This window comes from Ruegeria sp. AG6 (assembly GCF_056541565.1).
Map to the genome: position 1 here is coordinate 49,434 of NZ_JBQFYQ010000009.1, position 19,083 is coordinate 68,516.

Genomic DNA, 19,083 nt, shown 5'->3' on the forward strand with positions numbered 1-19,083 from the left:
CAGCGTGCCTGACAGGCACCAGTTCTGATCCAACCGTGGACTAATGCGCACAAGAAACGCCCCGAACCCAAGGAACCGGGGCGGTTTCCTGCATTAAAGGCGCGGATCAGGCTTCAAGCGACCGGCGCAGCATTTCGACGTCTTCAGCGATCTGACCGTCGGTCAGCTTCAACTCTTCAATGCGCTTGACGCCATGCATGACCGTCGTGTGATCGCGCCCGCCAAAACGGCGGCCAATCTCGGGCAGCGACCGGCTGGTCAACTGCTTGCACAGATACATCGCCACCTGACGCGGACGCGCGTAAGAGCGCAGGCGCTTCGGGCCGATGATGTCAGAAAGCCGGATGTTGTAATATTCGGACACCTTCCGCTGGATCTCTTCAACGGTGATCTTGCGTTCCGAGGCGCGCAGCACATCCGCCAGACAATCCTGCGTCAGTTCCATGTCGATCTCGCGGCCAACCAGCGAGGCAAAAGCGAACAGACGGGTCAGGGCACCTTCCAGCACCCGAACATTGGTCGAGATGCGATGCGCCAGGAATTCCAGAACGCCATCGGCAATCGCCAGGTCCGGATAGGATGAGCTGTATTGCTGCACCTTGTTCTGCAAAATGCCCAGACGCAGTTCATAATCGGTCGGGTGCAGATCAACCACCAGACCACATTGCAGGCGGGATTTCACCCGTTCTTCCAGATCCTTGATCTCACCCGGGGCGCGGTCGGCCGAGATGATGATCTGTTTATTCTGATCCACCAGCGCGTTGAACGTGTGGAAAAACTCTTCCTGAGTGGAATCCTTGCCGGCGATGAACTGCACGTCGTCAACCATCAAAACGTCAACCGAACGGAACAGGTGTTTGAAATCCATCATCCGACGCTCGCGCAGGGCCTGCACGAACCGGTACATGAACTGTTCCGCTGACAGGTACAGAACGTTGAGTTCCGGATGTTTGGTTTTCAGCTCCCATGCAATGGCGTGCATCAAGTGGGTCTTACCCAGCCCCACGCCGCCGTACAGAACCAGCGGATTGAAGGTTACCGGCCCGCCCTCGGATACCCGACGCGCGGCCGCATGGGCCAGTTCATTGGGCTTGCCGACGACAAAACTGTCAAAGGTAAAGCGGGAATCCAACGGGGCAGCCTGAAGCGATTCCAATGTATCCTGCGCCGGGTCCTCGCTCGGCGCGGCGACAGGTTCAGGCTTTGCCACCGGCGGCGTATCGACAGCTGGCTTAGGCCGTGCAGGCGAGTTTGCAGCGACGCGGAAATCCAGACGCTGCACAGTTTCACCTGCGGTGTTCAGCTCGTATAAAATGAGGTCGGCAAAATTCTGGCTGACGTAATTGCCCATGAAATTGGTCGGCACCGAGAAAACCGCCACGCCGTCCTGAAGCTCCTTGAATTCCAAAGGCTCGATCCAAGTCGTATAATTGTTCCGACCGATGGCCTTCAGCAACTTGTTACGCAGTAGTCCCCATTTTTCTTGTGTCATTAAGCGCCTCACGCATCCCATTCTTATTGGCCTGTCAGCCTTATTCATACGAAGCCGGTTTCCCGGTGTTGTATTCACACGCAATAGGTATCCAATCGCCAAACCAGTCGGCTTGGCGGGACCATCCCGAATAGCCCGGCAACCCCCAATTCTGACGCTCAGCAATAACGGAACGTCCCGAAAATCGGGTTGCACGTCGCAACCTCAATTTTTAGACAGGGCCAAGATCACCGGGTTTATTCCGGCTTCCATGGCAGATCGGCAGCCTGGCTCAAGCCAGTCGTCGACAATTGTCCCCAGATCGCTCTGATGCCCGTCAGTTCGATCGGGAAAACAGCCTGTCCCCCCAAGCGAGTGAATCGCTGACATCAGTCGTAGCAATTCAGAGAGGGGCGCGGCAACGAAACTCTGATATTGACTCGGGTCTTTGGGCGAAAGAATCTCTCGGTTTTGTGAAGGCGCGGTTTTCTGGCAACACGACAAAAGGCGCCGTGATGCACGACGCCTTTTCAGAATGGTTCAGCCTTTCTGACGTGACCTTGGGTCACCCAAAAGCTTAGCCCAGTGCTTTGACGCGCGCGGACAGGCGCGACATTTTGCGGGCGGCGGTGTTCTTGTGGAAAACACCCTTGGTAACGCCGCGCATCAGCTCGGGCTGAGCCGCACGCAGAGCAGCAGTCGCCGCGTCCTTGTCGCCGGATGCGATCGCTTCTTCGACTTTACGCAGATAGGTGCGGATGCGCGAACGACGCGCTTTGTTGATTGCGAAACGCTTTTCGTTCTGACGCGCGCGTTTTTTTGCCTGAGGCGAGTTTGCCATGTGAATCTGACCTTCGTTAGGTACGTTAATCTAGGGTTGCGCGCCACGGACATATCCGCACCGGATCAGAAATCACGAGTGTGAGTCGGGCCAAGCGGGCCGCACGCGCATGTATAGCGGGGGTCTTTAGCCAAGTTTCGAGAGATTGCCAAGTTGATTCTTGGAACCATGGCCAAGAATATGGGGCGGGCTTAAAACACCCGCCTCAGAGGTCCCGCGCTTTACTTGTCGCGGAATTGCGCCGTGCGCTTTTCCAGGAACGCGGCCATGCCTTCCTTCTGATCTTCGGTCGCGAACATCGAATGGAAGACACGACGCTCGAACAACATACCTTCACTCAGCGGAAGCTCGTAGCTGCGGTTCACCGCTTCTTTCGCGGCCATTGCAGTCAATTGCGATTTCTCGGCAATCTTCTGTGCTGCGCTCACGGCTTCTTCGATCAGCTTCTTGGCCGGCACCACCCGGCTGACGAGACCCGCACGCTCGGCTTCGTCGGCATCCATGAAACGCCCGGTCAGGTTCATGTCCATCGATTTGGATTTACCCACGAACCGCGTCAGACGCTGACTTCCACCCAGACCGGCAATGACGCCCAGATTGATCTCGGGCTGGCCGAATTTCGCAGTGTCCGCCGCGATGATGAAATCGCACAGCATGGCAAGTTCACAGCCACCGCCCAGCGCATAGCCCGCAACGGCCGCGATGATCGGCTTGCGAATCGCGGTCACACGATCATTCGCATCGGCAAAAAGGTTGATGTTGTAGACGTCGACAAAACTCATCTCGGACATTTCCTTGATGTCCGCGCCGGCGGCGAAGGCCTTGTCCGATCCGGTTATCACGATGCAGCGCACCTTGTCGTTGCTGTCCGCATCTTCCAGTGCAGTGCAGAGCTCACCCAGCAACTGGGTGTTCAACGCGTTCAACGCATCCGGTCGGTTGAGTTTGATAAGTGCGACGTGGTCTTCGATTTCGACGATGATCGTCTCAAAAGCCATGAGGAGAAAGCTTCCGGTTGTTCCGTTCAGGTACGATTCCTTACCACGCGAAAAACTTGGATCAAGCTATCTTTGGCATTGCGCACAATAGAAGGATGAGCGACCGGACTGGGTGATTCTCTTGATCGGCGCTCCGCACCCTTCGGTCCGGCAGGCCTCGCCCTCGCGGCCATAGACATCAAACTTGTGCTGAAAATATCCAAGTTCTCCATCGGCTTGGCGGAAATCCCGCAGCGAAGACCCACCGGCTTCGATGGCGTCCTGCAACACCTGCCGGATGATCGGAACAAGCGCCGCCACGCGGGGCGCGGAAATCTGTCCGGCTTTGCGACGTGGCGACACTCGGCCGCGATAAAGAGCTTCGCAAACATAGATATTGCCCAGACCGGCAACGATTCCCTGATCCAGCAGGGCGGATTTGACAGGGGTGTTCTTGCCTTTGAACGCCTTGATCAGGTGTTGGTCGTGAAAATCGTTGCCCAAGGGTTCAGGCCCCAGAACCGACAGCAACTTGTGATCTTCGGCGTTGGCCGTTTGCATCAGGTCCATCGCGCCAAACCGGCGGGGATCGTTGAAGGTGATGCGCGCGCCGTTGGCCATATGAAAGACCACATGGTCATGTTTTTGCACGGCGGGATGGTCATGGACGAATTGCCCCAACGGGTCACCCGACACCGTCATCCGCCCCGACATACCCAGGTGGATCAGCATCGTCTCACCGCTGCTGAGATCCGCCAGAATGTATTTCGACCGCCGCCGCAGCCGCTCTACCCGCTGCCCGGTCAGCCGTTCGGCCATACGTTCGGGGAACGGCCAGCGCAGATCGGGGCGGTTCACATCAGCCCGTTCGATCACGACCCCTTCCATGGCAGGACTCAGGCCGCGTCTTACTGTCTCGACCTCAGGTAATTCGGGCATTACAGGGCTCCTAATTCAAAGGGCCGCATTGTGCCCGCCTCTCTTGGCCCTATAACAGAGGCGAAAATCGACAAACGGCAAGGCAAATGTCCGACAACATCGACAAGACCACTCATTTCGGTTTCGAAACCGTCCCCGAGGCCGAAAAGGCAGGGCGCGTACAGGGCGTGTTCAACTCGGTTGCCTCGAAATATGACGTGATGAACGACGTCATGTCGATGGGCATCCACCGGGTCTGGAAGGACGCGATGATGGACTGGCTGGCGCCACGCCCCGGCCAGCGGCTGCTGGACGTGGCCGGTGGCACGGGCGACATCTCGTTCAGGTTCCTCAAGCGCGCGGGTCACGGCCACGCCACGGTCCTGGACCTGACCGAGCCGATGCTGATCGAAGGGCGCCAACGTGCCGAGGCAGATCAGATGTCGGGCAGCCTGAACTGGGTCGTGGGCGATGCCATGGCCCTGCCCTTCGAAGACAATACATTCGATGTTTACACGATCTCGTTCGGCATTCGGAACGTCACCCGCCCGCAAGAAGCTTTGAACGAGGCTTACCGCGTGCTGAAACCCGGCGGCCGCCTGATGGTGCTGGAATTCAGCCAGCTGCCCAATGAGGGGCTGCAGAAGCTCTACGACCTTTACAGCTTCAACGTCATCCCGCGCATGGGAAAACTGATCGCCAATGACTATGACAGCTATCAGTACCTGGTCGAATCGATCCGAAAATTTCCCGATCAGGAAACGTTCCTGAACATGGTTCGCACAGCAGGTTTCGAAAACGCCAAATACCGGAACCTGAGCATGGGTATCGCCGCGCTGCATTCCGGCTGGAAGATCTGACACATGCGTGGTCCCCATAACATCATCCGCCTGATCCGCACAGGCGCCACGCTCGAGCGCACAGGCGCCATGAACGTGGTACTGGATGCGTTCGAAGCCCCGCGCGCCGTACGCATCCTAGCCCACGCATTGGGCAAACCCTTTCAATGGCTTGGCTACAAAGGCGACCCCGGTATGCCACCGGCAACGCGCGCCCTGACGGCGCTTGGCCCCGCCTATATCAAATTCGGGCAAGTGCTTTCGACCCGCCCTGACGTCGTTGGAAATGAACTGGCCGAGCAACTGCGCGTTCTGCAAGACAAGCTGCCCCCTTTCTCCAAAGCCGACGCGATGGCCGAAGTCGAGAAAGAACTGGGTCAGCCGATCTCGGACATGTTCAGCGAATTCAGCGAACCGATTGCCGCAGCCTCGATTGCGCAGGTTCACAAGGCCAAGCTGACCAGCACGGGTGAGGATGTCGCAGTGAAAGTCCTGCGCCCGGGGATCGAACGCGCGTTCCGCAAAGATGTCGATGCGTTCTATTTCGCCGCCGGAATTGTCCAGCTTTTCGCCCCCGGCGCGCGCCGTCTGCGACCGGTGGAGGTGATCGAGCATTTCGACGGTGTAGTGCGCGGCGAACTGGATCTGCGTCTGGAAAGCGCGGCGGCCTCCGAATATGCCGCCAACACCAAGGACGACACCGGCTTCTGGCTGCCGCCCGTTGTGTGGTCACTGTCCGCGCGGCGCGTCATGACGCTCAGCTGGGCGGACGGGATCGCGCTGGGTGACAATGATGCTCTGGATGCCGCAGGTCACAACCGCAATGATCTGGCCGAACGTGTCCTGCGCCTGTTCCTCCTCCATGCGCTGCGCGACGGCTTTTTCCACGCCGACATGCACCAGGGCAACCTCAAGGTCGCCGCGAACGGAGACATCATTGCCTATGACTATGGCATCATGGGGCATATCGATGAATACACGCGCCGGGTCTATGCCGAAATCCTGTTTGGCTTCATCCGCCGCGACTACAAACGTGTGGCCGAGGTGCATTTCGAAGCCGGCTATGTTCCCGCCAACCAGGACGTGGACGAGTTCGCCCGCGCCCTGCGTGCCGTGGGCGAGCCGATCTTCGGCATGGATGCCACGCATATTTCCATGGGGCGGTTGCTGAGCTATCTGTTCGAAGTGACCGAACGGTTCGGGATGGAAACACGAACCGAGCTGATCCTGCTGCAACGCACCATGGTTGTCGTCGAAGGCGTTGCGCGCTCACTCGACCCTCATATGAACATCTGGGAAGTCGCCCGCCCCGTGGTCGAAGACTACATCAAACAATCCATCGGCCCTCGGGCGGCCCTGCGTGATTTTGGGAAAACCGCAATGGTGCTGGCCCGCTTCGGCCCGCGTCTGCCGGCACTGGTCGAAAACGCACTGATTGCGCAGACACAGAAGGACGAACCGCAGACGCCCACCTTTTGGTCCTTTGCTCTGCCCGCCACGATCGGCGCCGCAGCAGGTGCGGCGCTGGTCTTGCTGATCAACGCGCTCAGCTGAACCAACCCGCCTGCTCCATCTGGCCACAAATATCCTCGGGGGGATCGCGCCCTGGCGCGATGGGGGGCAGACAGCCCCCCGCACCCCTTCCGGGTCAGAGCCGCTCGATGGCGATGGCAATCCCCTGACCGCCCCCGATGCACATGGTGATCAACCCTTTGGATCCGCCGGTACGTTCCAGCTCGTACAGTGCTTTCAGCGTGATGATCGCACCCGTGGCCCCCACCGGATGCCCCAGCGCAATCGCACCGCCGTTGGGGTTCACCTTGCTCGCGTCCAATCCAAGCTCCTGATTCACGGCCAGTGCCTGCGCGGCGAAGGCTTCATTGCTTTCGATCACGTCGAAATCTTCCGCTGACAGACCCGTCTTCGCAAACAGGTTTTGCACTGCCGGAACCGGACCGATGCCCATGACTTCCGGCCGCACGCCTGCATGCGCATAACCAATCACACGCGCCTTCGGTTTCAAACCGGCCCTTTCGGCCGCATCCGCTGTCGCCAGCACCATCGCCGCCGCGCCGTCATTGATGCCCGAGGCATTCCCGGCTGTCACACGCCCGTCCTTCTTGAACACCGGGCGCAGACCGGCCAACGCTTCGGCAGTCGTCGCCTTTGGATGCTCGTCGACTTTGAAATCGACCATGTCCCGCTTGACCTTGACCTGTACCGGAGTGATCTGGCTGTCGAAGTAACCGGCCTCGATCGCCGCCGCCGCACGTGTCTGGCTGTCCAATGCGAACGCATCCATCTGTTCGCGGCTGATTTGATGCTCATCCGCCACGTTTTCGGCCGTCACCCCCATATGTCCGGTGCCAAAGGGGCAGTTCAACGCGCCCAGCATCATGTCCAGCGCGGTGACGTCGCCCATCTTCGCGCCCCAGCGCGCCTGCGGAACGATATAGGGGCTTCGTGACATGCTCTCTGCTCCGCCCGCAACGGCAAAGTCAGCATCGCCCAGCATCAGGGACTGCACGGCTGACACGATCGCCTGCGCGCCGGATCCGCACAGACGGTTCACGTTCATGGCCGGTGTGCCGTTGGGAATGCCCGCCTGCATCGCGGCAACACGCGACAGATACATGTCACGCGGTTCAGTGTTGATCACATGACCGAACACCACATGCCCGATCTGCGCCCCCTCAACCCCCGAGCGCTCAAGCGCCGCTTCCGTCGCGACAGTGGCCAGATCAATCGGCGCGGTTGAAGCCAGCGCACCACCAAAGGTGCCAATTGCGGTGCGGGCACCGTCGAGAATAACGATATCGCTCATGAGCTACTCCTCCTGAATTTCGCTGCATTATGCATGCGCAGAATGGCACTGTCGCCCCAGACGTCCCGTCACGGCGGGAATTGACATTGCGTTGCGCAGCCCCCATGGATTCCGTCATGACGGAAGACACAGACGATATCCTGAACCTCCTGCCCGCCCGCCTGAAAGAGGCACGCCGGGCCAAAGGCCTGTCCCTGGAAGCGGTCGCCAATCTCAGCGGTGTGTCCCGGTCCATGGTCAGTCAGATCGAACGCGGCGAAAGCAGCCCGACGATCTCGACCTTGTGGAACCTGACACGCGCCTTGCAGGTGGATTTCGCCGGTCTCTTGGAGGGCACAAAGACCACGGACCAGATCGAGGTTCTGCGAAGCTCCGAGGTCCCAAGCATCGACAATATGGGGCAGAACTGCCGAATTCGTATCCTGTCACCGCCGGAAGAGGCCGGGGGTCATGAAGTCTATGATATCGAATTCGACGAGGACGGGGCCCTGAACAGCCAACCCCATGCCCGCGGTGCCCGTGAACAGCTCACCGTGCTGGAAGGCACGGTCAAGGTCACTTCAGGCATTGCGGTGACCGAGTTGAACCAGGGGGACACGGCCCGATATGCCGCCGACATTGCGCATTCCATCTGTGCCAAAGGACCGGCCCGGGTATTCCTGATCGTAAAAAACGCCTGACACCCGCGAAATTCCATCTTCACGGATTTTTTTCCTTCATATTGAATTTCCCCTATTTGGGAATTTCATCCGCTATGTTAGATGTGCGACTCAGTTGAACGGAGGTCGCCATGGCAGATGCATTCCTGTCCCATATCACGGACACACTTGCGCAGATCGAATCTGAGGGTCTTTACAAACGCGAACGAATGATCACCTCGCCTCAGGGCGGTGAGATTACTGTCGGCGGCAAGCAGGTGATCAACCTCTGTGCCAACAACTATCTGGGTCTGGCGGATCATCCCGCGCTGATCGAGGCCGCAACACAAGCCATGGGCCCCAAGGGATTCGGCATGGCGTCGGTTCGGTTCATCTGTGGCACGCAAGACATTCACCGCGAACTGGAACAACGTCTTGCCAGTTTCCTGAACAAGGACGACTCCATCCTTTTTGCCGCCTGTTTCGACGCCAACGGCGGGCTGTTTGAACCTCTGCTGGGACCGGAAGACGCCATCATTTCGGACAGCCTGAACCACGCCTCGATCATCGACGGCGTGCGGCTGTGCAAGGCCAAACGCTATCGCTATCTGAACAACGACATGAACGATCTCGAAGCCTGGCTGAAACAGGCGCGTGAGGACGGGGCGCGGCACATCATGATCGCCACCGATGGCGTGTTCTCGATGGACGGCTATCTGGCCAACCTGCCGAAAATCCGGGAACTGGCCGATAAATACGATGCGATTGTCATGGTGGACGATTGCCACGCGACCGGCTTCATGGGGCCGAACGGGGCCGGCACACCGGATCATTTCGGCGTCGATGTGGATATTCTGACGGGAACCTTGGGCAAGGCACTTGGGGGGGCAATCGGCGGCTATATCGCCGGGCCGCAGCCAGTGATCGACCTGCTGCGGCAGCGGGCGCGGCCCTATCTGTTCTCAAACTCGCTGCCGCCCTCCATCGTCGCTGCCGGATTGGAGGCGATCCGTCTGGTCGAAGAAGGCGACATGCTGCGCGCGCAACTGTTCGGAAACGCCAAGTACTGGCGCGCTGGCTTGGAAAAGCTTGGTTTTGACCTGCTGCCCGGGGAACACCCGATCATCCCGGTGATGCTGGGTGAGGCGACGCTGGCACAAGACATGGCCTCACGACTGTTCGACGAAGGCGTCTATGTTTCGGGCTTCTTCTTCCCGGTCGTCCCACGCGGGCAAGCGCGGATCAGAACGCAGATGAACGCGGCGCTGACCAAGGATGAACTGGACCGCGCCCTGTCCGCATTTGGCAAGGTCGGCAAAGAACTGGGGGTCATCGAATGATCCTTCCATCGGTCATTGATGTGATCGGCGACACCCCCATGGTTGAACTGTCGCGCGTGTGTGCCCAGCAGAAGCTGAACGGGCGTATCATCGCCAAGCTCGACTACTTGCTGCCGGGGTTTTCGAAAAAGGACCGCGCGGCAAAGTCCATCATCGAAACGGCGCGCGCAGACGGTTCTCTGTCACCTGGGCAAACGGTGGTCGAGCTGACCTCGGGCAATATGGGAACCGGGCTGGCTATCGTTTGCGGTATTCTGGGCCATCCTTTCGTGGCAGTCATGAGCGCCGGGAACTCGGTCGAACGTGCACGTATGATGCGGGCCCTGGGGGCCGAAGTTGTCATCGTGCCCCAGGCCCCGGGCAGCAAACCCGGCGAAGTCTCGGGCGCCGATCTTGAACTGGTCGATGTCGAGGCGAAACGCATCACAGCCGAACGTAACGCATATCGTGCCGATCAATTTGGTCATTCGGGAAATCCCAAGGCCCACGAAACCGGAACCGGGCCCGAGATCTGGGCGCAATCCGAAGGCACCGTTACGGCATTCTGCGATTTTGCAGGATCCGGTGGAACACTGGCTGGCGCGGCAGAGTATCTGAACCGACGCGGCGTACGGTGTTATGCCATAGAACCCGAAGGCGCACGCGCATTGGCCGGTGAACCGGTTTCGATCCCGGATCACCCCATTCAGGGCGGTGGTTACGCCATGGGTGATCTGGTGCATCTGAAGGACACCCAATTGGCAGGACACCTTGCTGTTTCGGGAAAGGCCGCGCGGGATTGTGCCCGGCTTCTGGCCCGCACCGAGGGGATATTCGCCGGTTATTCGGCAGGCGCGAACCTTGCCGCGGCAATTGAACTGCTTCGCGGTCCCGAGGAAGGCGGATGCGTCGCAATCATCATGTGTGACAGCGGCCTGAAATACCTGTCGACCGATTTGTGGGAGTAAGTCCATGCGACCCAACACGATGAAAGCACTGGAAAAATCCAAACCCGAAGAGGGGCTGTGGATGGTGCAGGCCCCGATCCCCGAAATCGGCCCGGATGACGTGCTGATCCGCATCCACAAGACGGGCATCTGCGGCACCGACATCCATATCTGGAACTGGGATGAATGGGCCTCTCATACCGTGCCGGTTCCGATGATCACCGGCCATGAGTTTGCCGGAGAGATCGTCGAGATCGGACGCAACGTGACAGGGCTTGAAATCGGCCAGCGGTGCTCGGGCGAAGGTCATCTGATCACCACCGACAGCCGCCAGAGCCGCGCCGGAAAGTTCCACCTGGATCCGGGCACGCGGGGCATAGGAGTAAACGAACAGGGCGCATTTGCCGAGTATCTGAAACTGCCTGCTTTCAACGTGGTTCCCTTGCCCGACGACATACCGGATGAGATCGGAGCCATCCTCGATCCGCTGGGCAACGCAGTGCATACTGCCCTCAGCTTTGATTTGCTGGGAGAGGACGTTCTGATCACGGGTGCGGGCCCCATCGGTATCATGGCCGCTGCCGTCGCTCGTCACGCGGGTGCACGCAACGTGGTCATCACCGACATCAACGCAGACCGATTGAAACTGGCCGAACATGTGGTTCCTTCGGTGCGGACCGTCGATGTCTCCACCGAGGAATTGCGGGACGTCATCGCCGAGCTTGGGATGAAGGAAGGGTTCGATGTCGGGCTTGAAATGTCCGGCTCGCAAGCCGCCCTGGACCAGATGGTCGAAGCGTTGGTGATGGGTGGAAAGATCGCGTTGCTGGGGATTCCACCGGGCAAATCTCCGGTCGACTGGTCGCGCATCGTGTTCAAGGCGATCACGATCAAGGGGGTCTATGGGCGTGAGATGTTCGAAACGTGGTACAAGATGATCGCCATGCTGCAAAACGGTCTGGATGTGTCCCGCGTGATCACGCATCGCTTTGCGGTTGATGATTTCGCTAAAGGGTTTTCCGCGATGAAATCAGGCCTGTCCGGCAAGGTTGTTCTGGACTGGACCTAACGCGCTGGAAAGTTGCAAGTTCAGCCCCTAGACAGGTGCAGAACTTGCACAATGGAGGCATGAGATGGGCGAGAACAAAGACGATCGTCTGTTGCAACGGGGGGTCGAAGACACCCTGGTCACTGATTTCGCCGAAACGCACCGCAAAAGCTATGGCGACTTCCTGCAACTGAAGACGCTGCTGAACCTGCAAAAAACCTTTCAGGACCCCGCACAACCTGACGAGATGCTGTTCATCATCATTCATCAGGTCAGTGAGCTGTGGCTGAAACTGATGCATCACCAACTGGTCGAGGTCCGCCGGTTCCTGCAACAAGACGAATTCGGGCCCGCCATGAAAAACCTCGACCGTATCAAGGCCATTCAACGGCAATTGATTGCGGCCTGGGAAACCCTGCTGACCATGACGCCGGCCGACTATATGACGTTTCGGCAGGCCCTCGGCAACTCTTCCGGGTTTCAAAGCTATGGGTACAGGCAGATCGAGTTCATTCTGGGCAATAAGGATGCCTCGACTCTGAAAGTGCACGAGCATGACCCCGAGGTGATGGAGATGCTGAACGCCGCCCTGACCAAACCGTCCCTGTATGACGAAGTGTTGCACATGCTGGCCCGACAGGGGTTCGACGTTCCAAAGGACTTGATCGAGCGGGACTACTCTGCACCCTATTCCGGTGATCCGCGCGTGGTTCAGATCTGGGTCGACGTGTTCCGCAACACGGACAAATATTGGGATCTGTATGCGCTGGCAGAAAAGCTCATGGATGTGGAAAGCCTGTTTCAACGCTGGCGCTTTGACCACGCCACGGCGGTTGAACGTGTGATCGGAATGCAACCCGGTACCGGAGGTTCCAGCGGCGTGGCTTTCTTGCGAAAAGCACTTGAGTTGCGGTTCTTCCATGACCTCTATGATGTGCGGACGGAACTCATGTACAGCGGGCAGGGCTGAGCCATGCTGTATCGCGGATTTTCACAAGCCGAACTGGAGCGGGAATACTCTCCCAGTTCGATGATCGGTGGCGACCTGACCCCTTATCTGGCCAGCTATCAAACGCTGAGTGCGCAAGCCCGTGCCGAGCTGCCCGTTCAGGCCAACCTAGCCTATGGCGACACCCCGGTCCAGGTGCTGGATTTCTTTCCTGCGAAGGGGGCCGGCGCCCCGTTGCATGTCTTTATTCACGGTGGGTATTGGCAGGATCTCAGCCAGCGCGAATCGGCCATGATGGCCCCGGCGCTGATCGAAGCCGAGCAATCCTTTGCCACCTTGAACTACACGCTTGCCCCGGATGCGCGGCTGGATCAAATGGTCGACGAATGCCGCGACGCCCTTCTGTGGCTTGCGTCACAAGCCGGGGCACTGGGATTCGACCCGACGCGGATCACCTTGTCAGGGCACAGTGCCGGCGCCCATCTGGCAAGCATGGTCATGGCGACCTCGGCCGGTGCATTGGCCCGCGCCGGGCTGCGTGTGCGTGACGTGCTTCTGATCAGCGGCGTCTACGATCTGGAACCCGTCAGTTTGACATCCGTGAATGACCCGCTGCACCTGACCCCAGTCGAAGTGAACGATCTGTCCCCGATCCGCAACCTGCCCCCACCGGGCCCCCGCTATCATGTTTCAGTGGGGGAACGGGACACCGGCGAATTCATTCGTCAAAGCCGCGACTATGCGGAACGGCTGCGCAAGGCCGGGCACTCGGTCAGCTTTGCCTTGAAACACGGAATGCACCATTTCGACATCATCCTGCATTCCGGAACATTCCTGCCCGACACGTAATGAGGCATTTTTCAAACAAAAACAGCGGCCCGACCGGTGCCGCTGTTTTTTGTGTCCATCCCGCTTGGGATCAATCCAGGGTACGGGTAACTTCTTCGCGCTCGAATATCTCGATCACGTCGCCCTGGCGGATATCGTCGTAGTTCTCGAACGCCATACCACATTCCTGACCCGACTGGACCTCGGCCACTTCGTCTTTGAAGCGCTTCAGGGTCTTCAGCGTGCCTTCGTGGATCACCACGTTGTCGCGCAGCAGGCGAACGCCTGCGGAACGGCGGGCAACACCTTCGGTCACCAGACAGCCGGCAACCTTGCCGACACCGGTAACCTTGAAGACTTCGCGGATCTCGGCATAGCCGATGAACTTCTCGCGGATCTCGGCGCTCAGCAGGCCGGATGCGGCCGCTTTCACGTCGTCGACCAGGTCATAGATCACCGAGTAGTAGCGGATCTCGACACCCTTTTGGTTCGCCGTGTTCCGCGCCGATGCGTTGGCACGGACGTTGAAGCCAAAGACCGGCGCGCCGGAAGCCTCCGCCAGACCGACATCCGTTTCGGTGATCGCGCCCACACCCGAGTGCAGAACGCGCACGCGCACTTCTTCGTTGCCGATCTTTTCCATCGCCTGAACGATGGCTTCGGCAGAACCCTGCACATCGGCTTTGACGAGGATCGGCAACTCGGCCACGTTCTCGTCTTCTTTCGCCTTCTGCATCAGCTGCTCAAGGGTGGTTGCGGCACCAGCGGCGGCACGTTTGTCCTTGGCGGCTTGTTCGCGATAAGCGGCGATTTCGCGGGCCTGCGCTTCGGTCTCGGTCACGTTCAGAACGTCACCGGCCTCGGGCGTACCGTTCAGGCCCAGAACCTCGACCGGAACCGAGGGGCCAGCTTCCTTGACGCGTTCACCCTTGTCGTTGATCAGCGCGCGGACCTTACCGTACTGCTCACCCACAACGAAGATATCGCCCTGACGCAGTGTGCCGTTCTGAACCAGAACCGTGGCGACCGGGCCACGACCCACGTCCAGCTGCGCCTCGATCACGGCACCTTGTGCGGCGCGGTTCGGGTTTGCCTTCAGTTCCAGAATCTCGGCCTGAAGCGCGATGGCTTCCAGCAATTCGTCCAGACCCTGACCCGTGATTGCGGACACTTCGACATCCTGGACTTCACCGGACATTTTCTCGACGATCACTTCGTGTTGCAGCAGATCGGTGCGGACCTTGTCCGGGTTTGCATCCGGCTTGTCGACCTTGTTGATCGCCACGATCATCGGTACTTCGGCCGCTTTTGCGTGGTTGATCGCTTCGATCGTCTGCGGCATCACCGCGTCGTCAGCCGCGACGACCAGAACCACGATATCCGTAACCTGAGCACCGCGCGAGCGCATCGACGTAAACGCCGCGTGGCCCGGAGTATCCAGGAAGGTCAGCGTGGTGCCGCCATCGGTTTTCACCTGATACGCGCCGATATGTTGGGTGATGCCACCGGCCTCACCCGCCACAACGCGCGCGTCGCGGATTGCGTCCAACAGCGAGGTCTTGCCGTGGTCGACGTGACCCATGATGGTGATGACCGGCGGACGCGGCTGCAGATCGTCTTCGCTGTCTTCGACCTCTTTGATGACGTCTTCAACATCCGAATCGGATACGCGAGTGACCTTGTGGCCAAATTCTTCGATGATCAGTTCCGCGGTGTCTGCGTCGATGGTCTGGTTCTGCGTGACCATCATGCCCATCTGCATCAGCGATTTGACCACGTCAGCCACACGCTCGGCCATACGGTTGGCCAGTTCCGAGACCATGATCGCCTCGGGCAGCTGTACGTCGCGGATCACCTTTTCCCGTTCAACGGCACCGCCCATGGCTTTCTGACGCGCACGCTCCTGCTTGCGCTTCATCGCGGCCATCGAGCGCTGACGGTTGCCCTCGCCACCGGTCGCCTGACCCAGAGTCAGCTTGCCCGAACGGCGGTTGTCATCGCGACCTTTGCCACGACCACGCTGCTCACGTTCGCGATCCTGTTTGCGCGGCGTGGCTGCCGGCGCAGGTTTGCTGGCCGGGGCGCGAGCCGCTTTGGGCTCTTCCGGTGCGGGCGCGGCAGCGGCGCGTTTGGCGGCTTCTTCCGCCTCTTTGCGCTTGCGCTCTTCTTCCTCAGCCTTCTGACGCGCACGCTCTTCGGCTTCGCGCTGTTCGCGTTCTTTGGCTTCCTGTTCCGCACGGCGGCGGGCGCGCTCTTCTTCGCGCGCCTTTTCAGCAGCCTCGCGCGCCGCGGCCTCTTCGGCCTCACGCGCCTTGGCCGCTTGCAACGCCTTCATGCGGCGCGCCATTTCCGCATCGGAAATGCCCGCAGGACGACGCGACGGATCACCCGAAGGTGCAGCACCGCCACCCGGCTTTGCTGCGCCCGGCTTGGGAACCACCACGCGTTTGCGTTTGGTTTCCACCACGACATTCTTGGTGCGTCCGTGGCTGAAACTCTGTTTCACATTTCCGGGGCGTGCCCCGCCACGAAGACCCAATGTCTTTTTGCCGTCATTATCGCTCATAAAGCTCTTTACCCTTCCGCGCGGCCCCTGCCGCCGTCATCCGTTTCGCGCAAGCCACGCAGGCGCTGCGCTTCCTCTACAACACGTTTGGCGAGTCCGCCAGAGGCCAAGGCCGCATGAATCACCGTTTGGCGCCCAAATGCCTGTCCTAATTCGTCTGCCGTCAGCCAACCTATGTATTTCCCGAAGTGCGGCGTGCTCAGTTTGGACTTGCCGCGCCCCGATCCATCGGCGGCCTGAATCAGCACCTGCGCCTCTTCCCGGTCCAGCCACGTCTTGACCTTTTCATACCCCGCGACCGCGTCGCCGGACTTGCGCGCCAGGCTGAGCAGCTCGACAACGCGGCGCGCGATCTGCTGTTCAACCTTTTCCGCCAGGTCCTTGGGCACAGACACCTGCGCCTTGAACCCCCGCGCAAACAGTTTCTTGCCAACGGCCTTGTCCAGGGCGGCACGATCCGCCGCCACATAGACCCCCCGCCCGGGCAGTTTCGCCGCGACATCCGGAAAAACCTGACCGTCCGGCCCCGCCACAAAGCGGATCAGCCCGTTTTTGGGCTGCACCTCGCCTGTGGCGATACACTTGCGCTCGGGTCCGTCGGACCGATCCTTATGGGCGCCACCGCGACTCATACACGCCACCCGAAGCCCGAGATCAGGCCTCGACCTCCTCGTCTGCTGCGTCGCCGTCGACGTCTTCTTCCGCCTGTTCCAGCTCGGCCGGATCAACCCAACCCAGCAGGATACGCGCCGTCATGACCATATCTTGCGCCTCTTCCAGCGTTACGCCGAAAGGCTCCAATACACCGTCATCCTTGACACGCTCACCATCGACGGTCGTCCAGCCACCGGCCAGTTCCCAGTCGGCGCAAGTTGCAAAGTCTTCCAGAGTCTTCACGTCGTCCCTGGCCAGCGCCTCTACCATCTGGGGTGTCAGACCTTCGAATTCAATGAGACTGTCCTCGGCCCCCAATTCACGCGCCGCATCCAGTGCCGCCTTGGCCTGTGCTTCCAGGAATTCGCGGGCGCGGGTTTGCAGTTCCTGCGCGGTACCTTCGTCGACGCCGTCGATGACCAACAGTTCCTCAATTTCGACATAGGCAACTTCTTCGAGGTTGGTGAAGCCTTCCGAGACCAGCAGCTGAGCAAAGAATTCGTCCAGATCCAGGCTGTCCATGAACAGTTTGGTACGGGCTTCGAATTCCTTCTGGCGGCGGGCCGATTCTTCGGCCTCGGTCATGATGTCGATGTCCAGGCCGGTCAGCTGGCTGGCCAGACGCACGTTCTGACCGCGGCGACCGATGGCCAGCGACAGTTGTTCTTCTGGCACGACAACCTCGATCTTGCCGGCTTCTTCGTCCAGAACCACCTTGGAAACCTCGGCAGGCTGCAACGCGTTCACCAGGAAGGTAGGCTGGTCTTCGTTCCACGGGATGATGTCGATCTTTTCACCCTGAAGCTCGTTCACGACCGCCTGAACACGGCTGCCGCGCATACCAACGCAGGCACCGACGGGGTCGATCGAACCATCATAGGAAATCACGGCGATCTTGGCGCGCGAACCGGGGTCACGGGCCACGGCCTTGACCTCGATGATGCCGTCATAGATTTCCGGCACTTCCATCTTGAACAGCTCGGCCATGAATTCCGGCGCTGTGCGCGACAGGAAGATCTGATGGCCACGCACTTCGCGGCGAACCTCTTTGATATAGGCGCGCACCCGGTCATTCGGGCGATAGCTTTCGCGGCCGATCTTGTCGTTGCGGCGCAGAACCGCCTCGGCACCGCCCAGATCGACGATGACATTGCCAAACTCTTCGCGCTTGACCGCACCGTTGATGATGGTACCGGCGCGATCCTTGAATTCTTCGTACTGACGGTCACGCTCGGCTTCGCGCACCTTCTGCAAAATCACCTGCTTGGCGGACTGAGCCGCGATCCGGCCCATCTCAACCGGCGGGACCTCTTCGACGAAGACGTCACCAACCTCGGGCGCTTCCATATACTGCTTGGCCTGCTCGACGGTCATTTCGGCCTGATAGTTCTCAAGCTCCTCATCTTCGACCACGGTACGGACGCGGGTAAAGGTCGCCTTGCCGGTCTTGCGGTCGATCGACACGCGGATGTCCATCTCGGCGCCGTAGCGGCTCTTGGCGGCGCGGGCGAGCGATTCCTCCATCGCTTCGACAACCAGACCGGGGTCGATCATCTTTTCGCGGGCCACGGCCTCGGCGGTCTGCAACAGCTCCAGCTGGTTGGCTGAGGTGATTGCCATCAGTTCGTCTCCTCTTCGGACCCTTCGGTCTCAATCTCGTCGAAAGCGTTTTCGTTCAGGGCACCGGCGTCTTTGCGCTGGCGCAGCATTTCCTTGATCAGGTCATCGGTCAGGACCAGCTTGGCGTCGCTCAGCCAGTCGAATTGCAGACCGATGGTGATGGTTTCATCCCCCTCGGGGATGTTGATCAGAACCTCGTCCCCTTCGATCCCCGCCAATTCGCCCTTGAAGCGTCGGCGGCCGTCAATCAGTTCGGCGGTCTCGATCTTGGCCTCATAGCCTTCGAAGGTCTCGAAATCCTTCAGACGGGTCAGAGGGCGGTCGATACCGGGGCTGGACACCTCAAGCGTATAGGCATCAAGGATTGGGTCCTCGACATCCAGCGTGGCGCTGACCGCGTTGGAAATCTCGGCGCAATCATCCACTTCGATACCGCCATCGGGCTTGTCGGCCATGATCTGAAGCGTAGTCTGCTTGCCGCTCATCAGGCGGATACGGACCAGCTCATACCCCAGATCTTCGATCACGGGCGTGATGATCTCGGCCAGTCGCCGGTCAATGGCAGCTTTTGCTATCAGGTCGTTTGTCATCTGGTACTCTACCCTGTCAGTCGGGCACAAAAAAACGGGCGCGCGGCCCGTCGA

17 protein-coding genes are annotated in these 19,083 nt (G+C 59.7%); 8 read left to right on the top strand and 9 right to left on the bottom strand.

The window, feature by feature from the left end:
* Positions 1–106: 106 nt before the first annotated feature.
* The 4 genes from dnaA to mutM form a co-directional block, all read right to left on the bottom strand.
* On the bottom strand, positions 107–1,492 hold the full coding sequence (gene dnaA / locus ACR0I0_RS16370) for a chromosomal replication initiator protein DnaA (RefSeq protein ID WP_480492244.1): 1,386 nt from the start codon (positions 1,490–1,492) through the stop codon (positions 107–109).
* 556 nt (positions 1,493–2,048) lie between these two features.
* Complete coding sequence (gene rpsT / locus ACR0I0_RS16375) at positions 2,049–2,312, bottom strand: 30S ribosomal protein S20 (RefSeq protein ID WP_170345656.1); 264 nt, start codon at positions 2,310–2,312, stop codon at positions 2,049–2,051.
* A 221-nt stretch (positions 2,313–2,533) separates the two neighbouring features.
* Complete coding sequence (locus tag ACR0I0_RS16380) at positions 2,534–3,310, bottom strand: enoyl-CoA hydratase (RefSeq protein ID WP_117870917.1); 777 nt, start codon at positions 3,308–3,310, stop codon at positions 2,534–2,536.
* A 66-nt stretch (positions 3,311–3,376) separates the two neighbouring features.
* On the bottom strand, positions 3,377–4,228 hold the full coding sequence (gene mutM / locus ACR0I0_RS16385) for a bifunctional DNA-formamidopyrimidine glycosylase/DNA-(apurinic or apyrimidinic site) lyase (RefSeq protein ID WP_480492246.1): 852 nt from the start codon (positions 4,226–4,228) through the stop codon (positions 3,377–3,379).
* A gap of 86 nt (positions 4,229–4,314) precedes the next feature.
* On the opposite strand from mutM, the gene ubiE reads away from it, so the two are divergent.
* Positions 4,315–5,067, top strand: coding sequence for a bifunctional demethylmenaquinone methyltransferase/2-methoxy-6-polyprenyl-1,4-benzoquinol methylase UbiE (gene ubiE / locus ACR0I0_RS16390; RefSeq protein WP_171724136.1), 753 nt, complete (start codon positions 4,315–4,317; stop codon positions 5,065–5,067).
* 3 nt (positions 5,068–5,070) lie between these two features.
* Entirely contained in the window at positions 5,071–6,600 is a 1,530-nt protein-coding gene (ubiB, locus tag ACR0I0_RS16395; RefSeq protein ID WP_210093233.1) for a 2-polyprenylphenol 6-hydroxylase, read from the top strand.
* A 94-nt stretch (positions 6,601–6,694) separates the two neighbouring features.
* On the opposite strand, the gene ACR0I0_RS16400 is transcribed toward ubiB, so the two are convergent.
* Positions 6,695–7,870 (bottom strand): acetyl-CoA C-acyltransferase family protein, encoded by a 1,176-nt coding sequence (locus tag ACR0I0_RS16400; RefSeq protein ID WP_480492248.1) that lies wholly within the window; start codon positions 7,868–7,870, stop codon positions 6,695–6,697.
* Between the two features lie 116 nt (positions 7,871–7,986).
* Here ACR0I0_RS16400 and ACR0I0_RS16405 point away from each other — a divergent pair, with 116 nt between their 5' ends.
* From ACR0I0_RS16405 to ACR0I0_RS16430, 6 genes are all read left to right on the top strand, one after another.
* A complete protein-coding gene (locus ACR0I0_RS16405) occupies positions 7,987–8,550 on the top strand; it encodes a helix-turn-helix domain-containing protein (RefSeq protein ID WP_480492250.1) in 564 nt (187 codons plus the stop codon).
* Positions 8,551–8,660: 110 nt separating this feature from the next.
* Complete coding sequence (locus ACR0I0_RS16410) at positions 8,661–9,848, top strand: glycine C-acetyltransferase (RefSeq protein ID WP_480492252.1); 1,188 nt, start codon at positions 8,661–8,663, stop codon at positions 9,846–9,848.
* Complete coding sequence (locus tag ACR0I0_RS16415) at positions 9,845–10,795, top strand: PLP-dependent cysteine synthase family protein (protein WP_480492254.1); 951 nt, start codon at positions 9,845–9,847, stop codon at positions 10,793–10,795. The genes ACR0I0_RS16410 and ACR0I0_RS16415 overlap by 4 nt, the downstream gene beginning before the upstream one ends.
* Positions 10,796–10,814: 19 nt before the next feature.
* Positions 10,815–11,843: an L-threonine 3-dehydrogenase gene (gene tdh, locus ACR0I0_RS16420; RefSeq protein WP_480492310.1), complete on the top strand. Its 1,029-nt coding sequence runs from the start codon at positions 10,815–10,817 to the stop codon at positions 11,841–11,843.
* Positions 11,844–11,907: 64 nt separating this feature from the next.
* Positions 11,908–12,792, top strand: a complete 885-nt coding sequence (locus tag ACR0I0_RS16425) for a tryptophan 2,3-dioxygenase (protein ID WP_480492256.1) — start codon at positions 11,908–11,910, stop codon at positions 12,790–12,792.
* 3 nt (positions 12,793–12,795) lie between these two features.
* A complete protein-coding gene (locus tag ACR0I0_RS16430; RefSeq protein WP_480492257.1) occupies positions 12,796–13,620 on the top strand; it encodes an alpha/beta hydrolase in 825 nt (274 codons plus the stop codon).
* 70 nt (positions 13,621–13,690) lie between these two features.
* Here the strand turns inward: ACR0I0_RS16430 and infB are convergent, their stop codons facing one another.
* Genes infB through rimP form a run of 4 tightly spaced genes read right to left on the bottom strand, consistent with a single transcriptional unit; the run spans position 13,691 to position 19,029 of the window.
* Positions 13,691–16,165 carry a translation initiation factor IF-2 gene (infB, locus tag ACR0I0_RS16435; RefSeq protein ID WP_171724130.1) on the bottom strand — a complete coding sequence of 825 codons (2,475 nt, stop codon included), beginning with the start codon at positions 16,163–16,165 and terminating at the stop codon, positions 13,691–13,693.
* A gap of 8 nt (positions 16,166–16,173) precedes the next feature.
* Complete coding sequence (locus tag ACR0I0_RS16440) at positions 16,174–16,797, bottom strand: RNA-binding protein (protein WP_171635687.1); 624 nt, start codon at positions 16,795–16,797, stop codon at positions 16,174–16,176.
* A gap of 22 nt (positions 16,798–16,819) precedes the next feature.
* Entirely contained in the window at positions 16,820–18,439 is a 1,620-nt protein-coding gene (nusA, locus tag ACR0I0_RS16445; protein ID WP_171120181.1) for a transcription termination factor NusA, read from the bottom strand.
* Positions 18,439–19,029: a ribosome maturation factor RimP gene (gene rimP, locus ACR0I0_RS16450; protein ID WP_152459779.1), complete on the bottom strand. Its 591-nt coding sequence runs from the start codon at positions 19,027–19,029 to the stop codon at positions 18,439–18,441. Before rimP ends, nusA begins: the two co-directional genes overlap by 1 nt.
* Between the last annotated feature and the right edge of the window lie 54 nt (positions 19,030–19,083).

Bases quoted from the DNA above. Each gene is read 5' to 3' on its own strand.
- dnaA (WP_480492244.1), bottom strand. From the start codon at position 1,492: ATGACACAAGAAAAATGGGGACTACTGCGTAACAAGTTGCTGAAGGCC.
- rpsT (WP_170345656.1), bottom strand. From the start codon at position 2,312: ATGGCAAACTCGCCTCAGGCAAAAAAACGCGCGCGTCAGAACGAAAAG.
- ACR0I0_RS16380 (WP_117870917.1), bottom strand. From the start codon at position 3,310: ATGGCTTTTGAGACGATCATCGTCGAAATCGAAGACCACGTCGCACTT.
- mutM (WP_480492246.1), bottom strand. From the start codon at position 4,228: ATGCCCGAATTACCTGAGGTCGAGACAGTAAGACGCGGCCTGAGTCCT.
- ubiE (WP_171724136.1), top strand. From the start codon at position 4,315: ATGTCCGACAACATCGACAAGACCACTCATTTCGGTTTCGAAACCGTC.
- ubiB (WP_210093233.1), top strand. From the start codon at position 5,071: ATGCGTGGTCCCCATAACATCATCCGCCTGATCCGCACAGGCGCCACG.
- ACR0I0_RS16400 (WP_480492248.1), bottom strand. From the start codon at position 7,870: ATGAGCGATATCGTTATTCTCGACGGTGCCCGCACCGCAATTGGCACC.
- ACR0I0_RS16405 (WP_480492250.1), top strand. From the start codon at position 7,987: ATGACGGAAGACACAGACGATATCCTGAACCTCCTGCCCGCCCGCCTG.
- ACR0I0_RS16410 (WP_480492252.1), top strand. From the start codon at position 8,661: ATGGCAGATGCATTCCTGTCCCATATCACGGACACACTTGCGCAGATC.
- ACR0I0_RS16415 (WP_480492254.1), top strand. From the start codon at position 9,845: ATGATCCTTCCATCGGTCATTGATGTGATCGGCGACACCCCCATGGTT.
- tdh (WP_480492310.1), top strand. From the start codon at position 10,815: ATGAAAGCACTGGAAAAATCCAAACCCGAAGAGGGGCTGTGGATGGTG.
- ACR0I0_RS16425 (WP_480492256.1), top strand. From the start codon at position 11,908: ATGGGCGAGAACAAAGACGATCGTCTGTTGCAACGGGGGGTCGAAGAC.
- ACR0I0_RS16430 (WP_480492257.1), top strand. From the start codon at position 12,796: ATGCTGTATCGCGGATTTTCACAAGCCGAACTGGAGCGGGAATACTCT.
- infB (WP_171724130.1), bottom strand. From the start codon at position 16,165: ATGAGCGATAATGACGGCAAAAAGACATTGGGTCTTCGTGGCGGGGCA.
- ACR0I0_RS16440 (WP_171635687.1), bottom strand. From the start codon at position 16,797: ATGAGTCGCGGTGGCGCCCATAAGGATCGGTCCGACGGACCCGAGCGC.
- nusA (WP_171120181.1), bottom strand. From the start codon at position 18,439: ATGGCAATCACCTCAGCCAACCAGCTGGAGCTGTTGCAGACCGCCGAG.
- rimP (WP_152459779.1), bottom strand. From the start codon at position 19,029: ATGACAAACGACCTGATAGCAAAAGCTGCCATTGACCGGCGACTGGCC.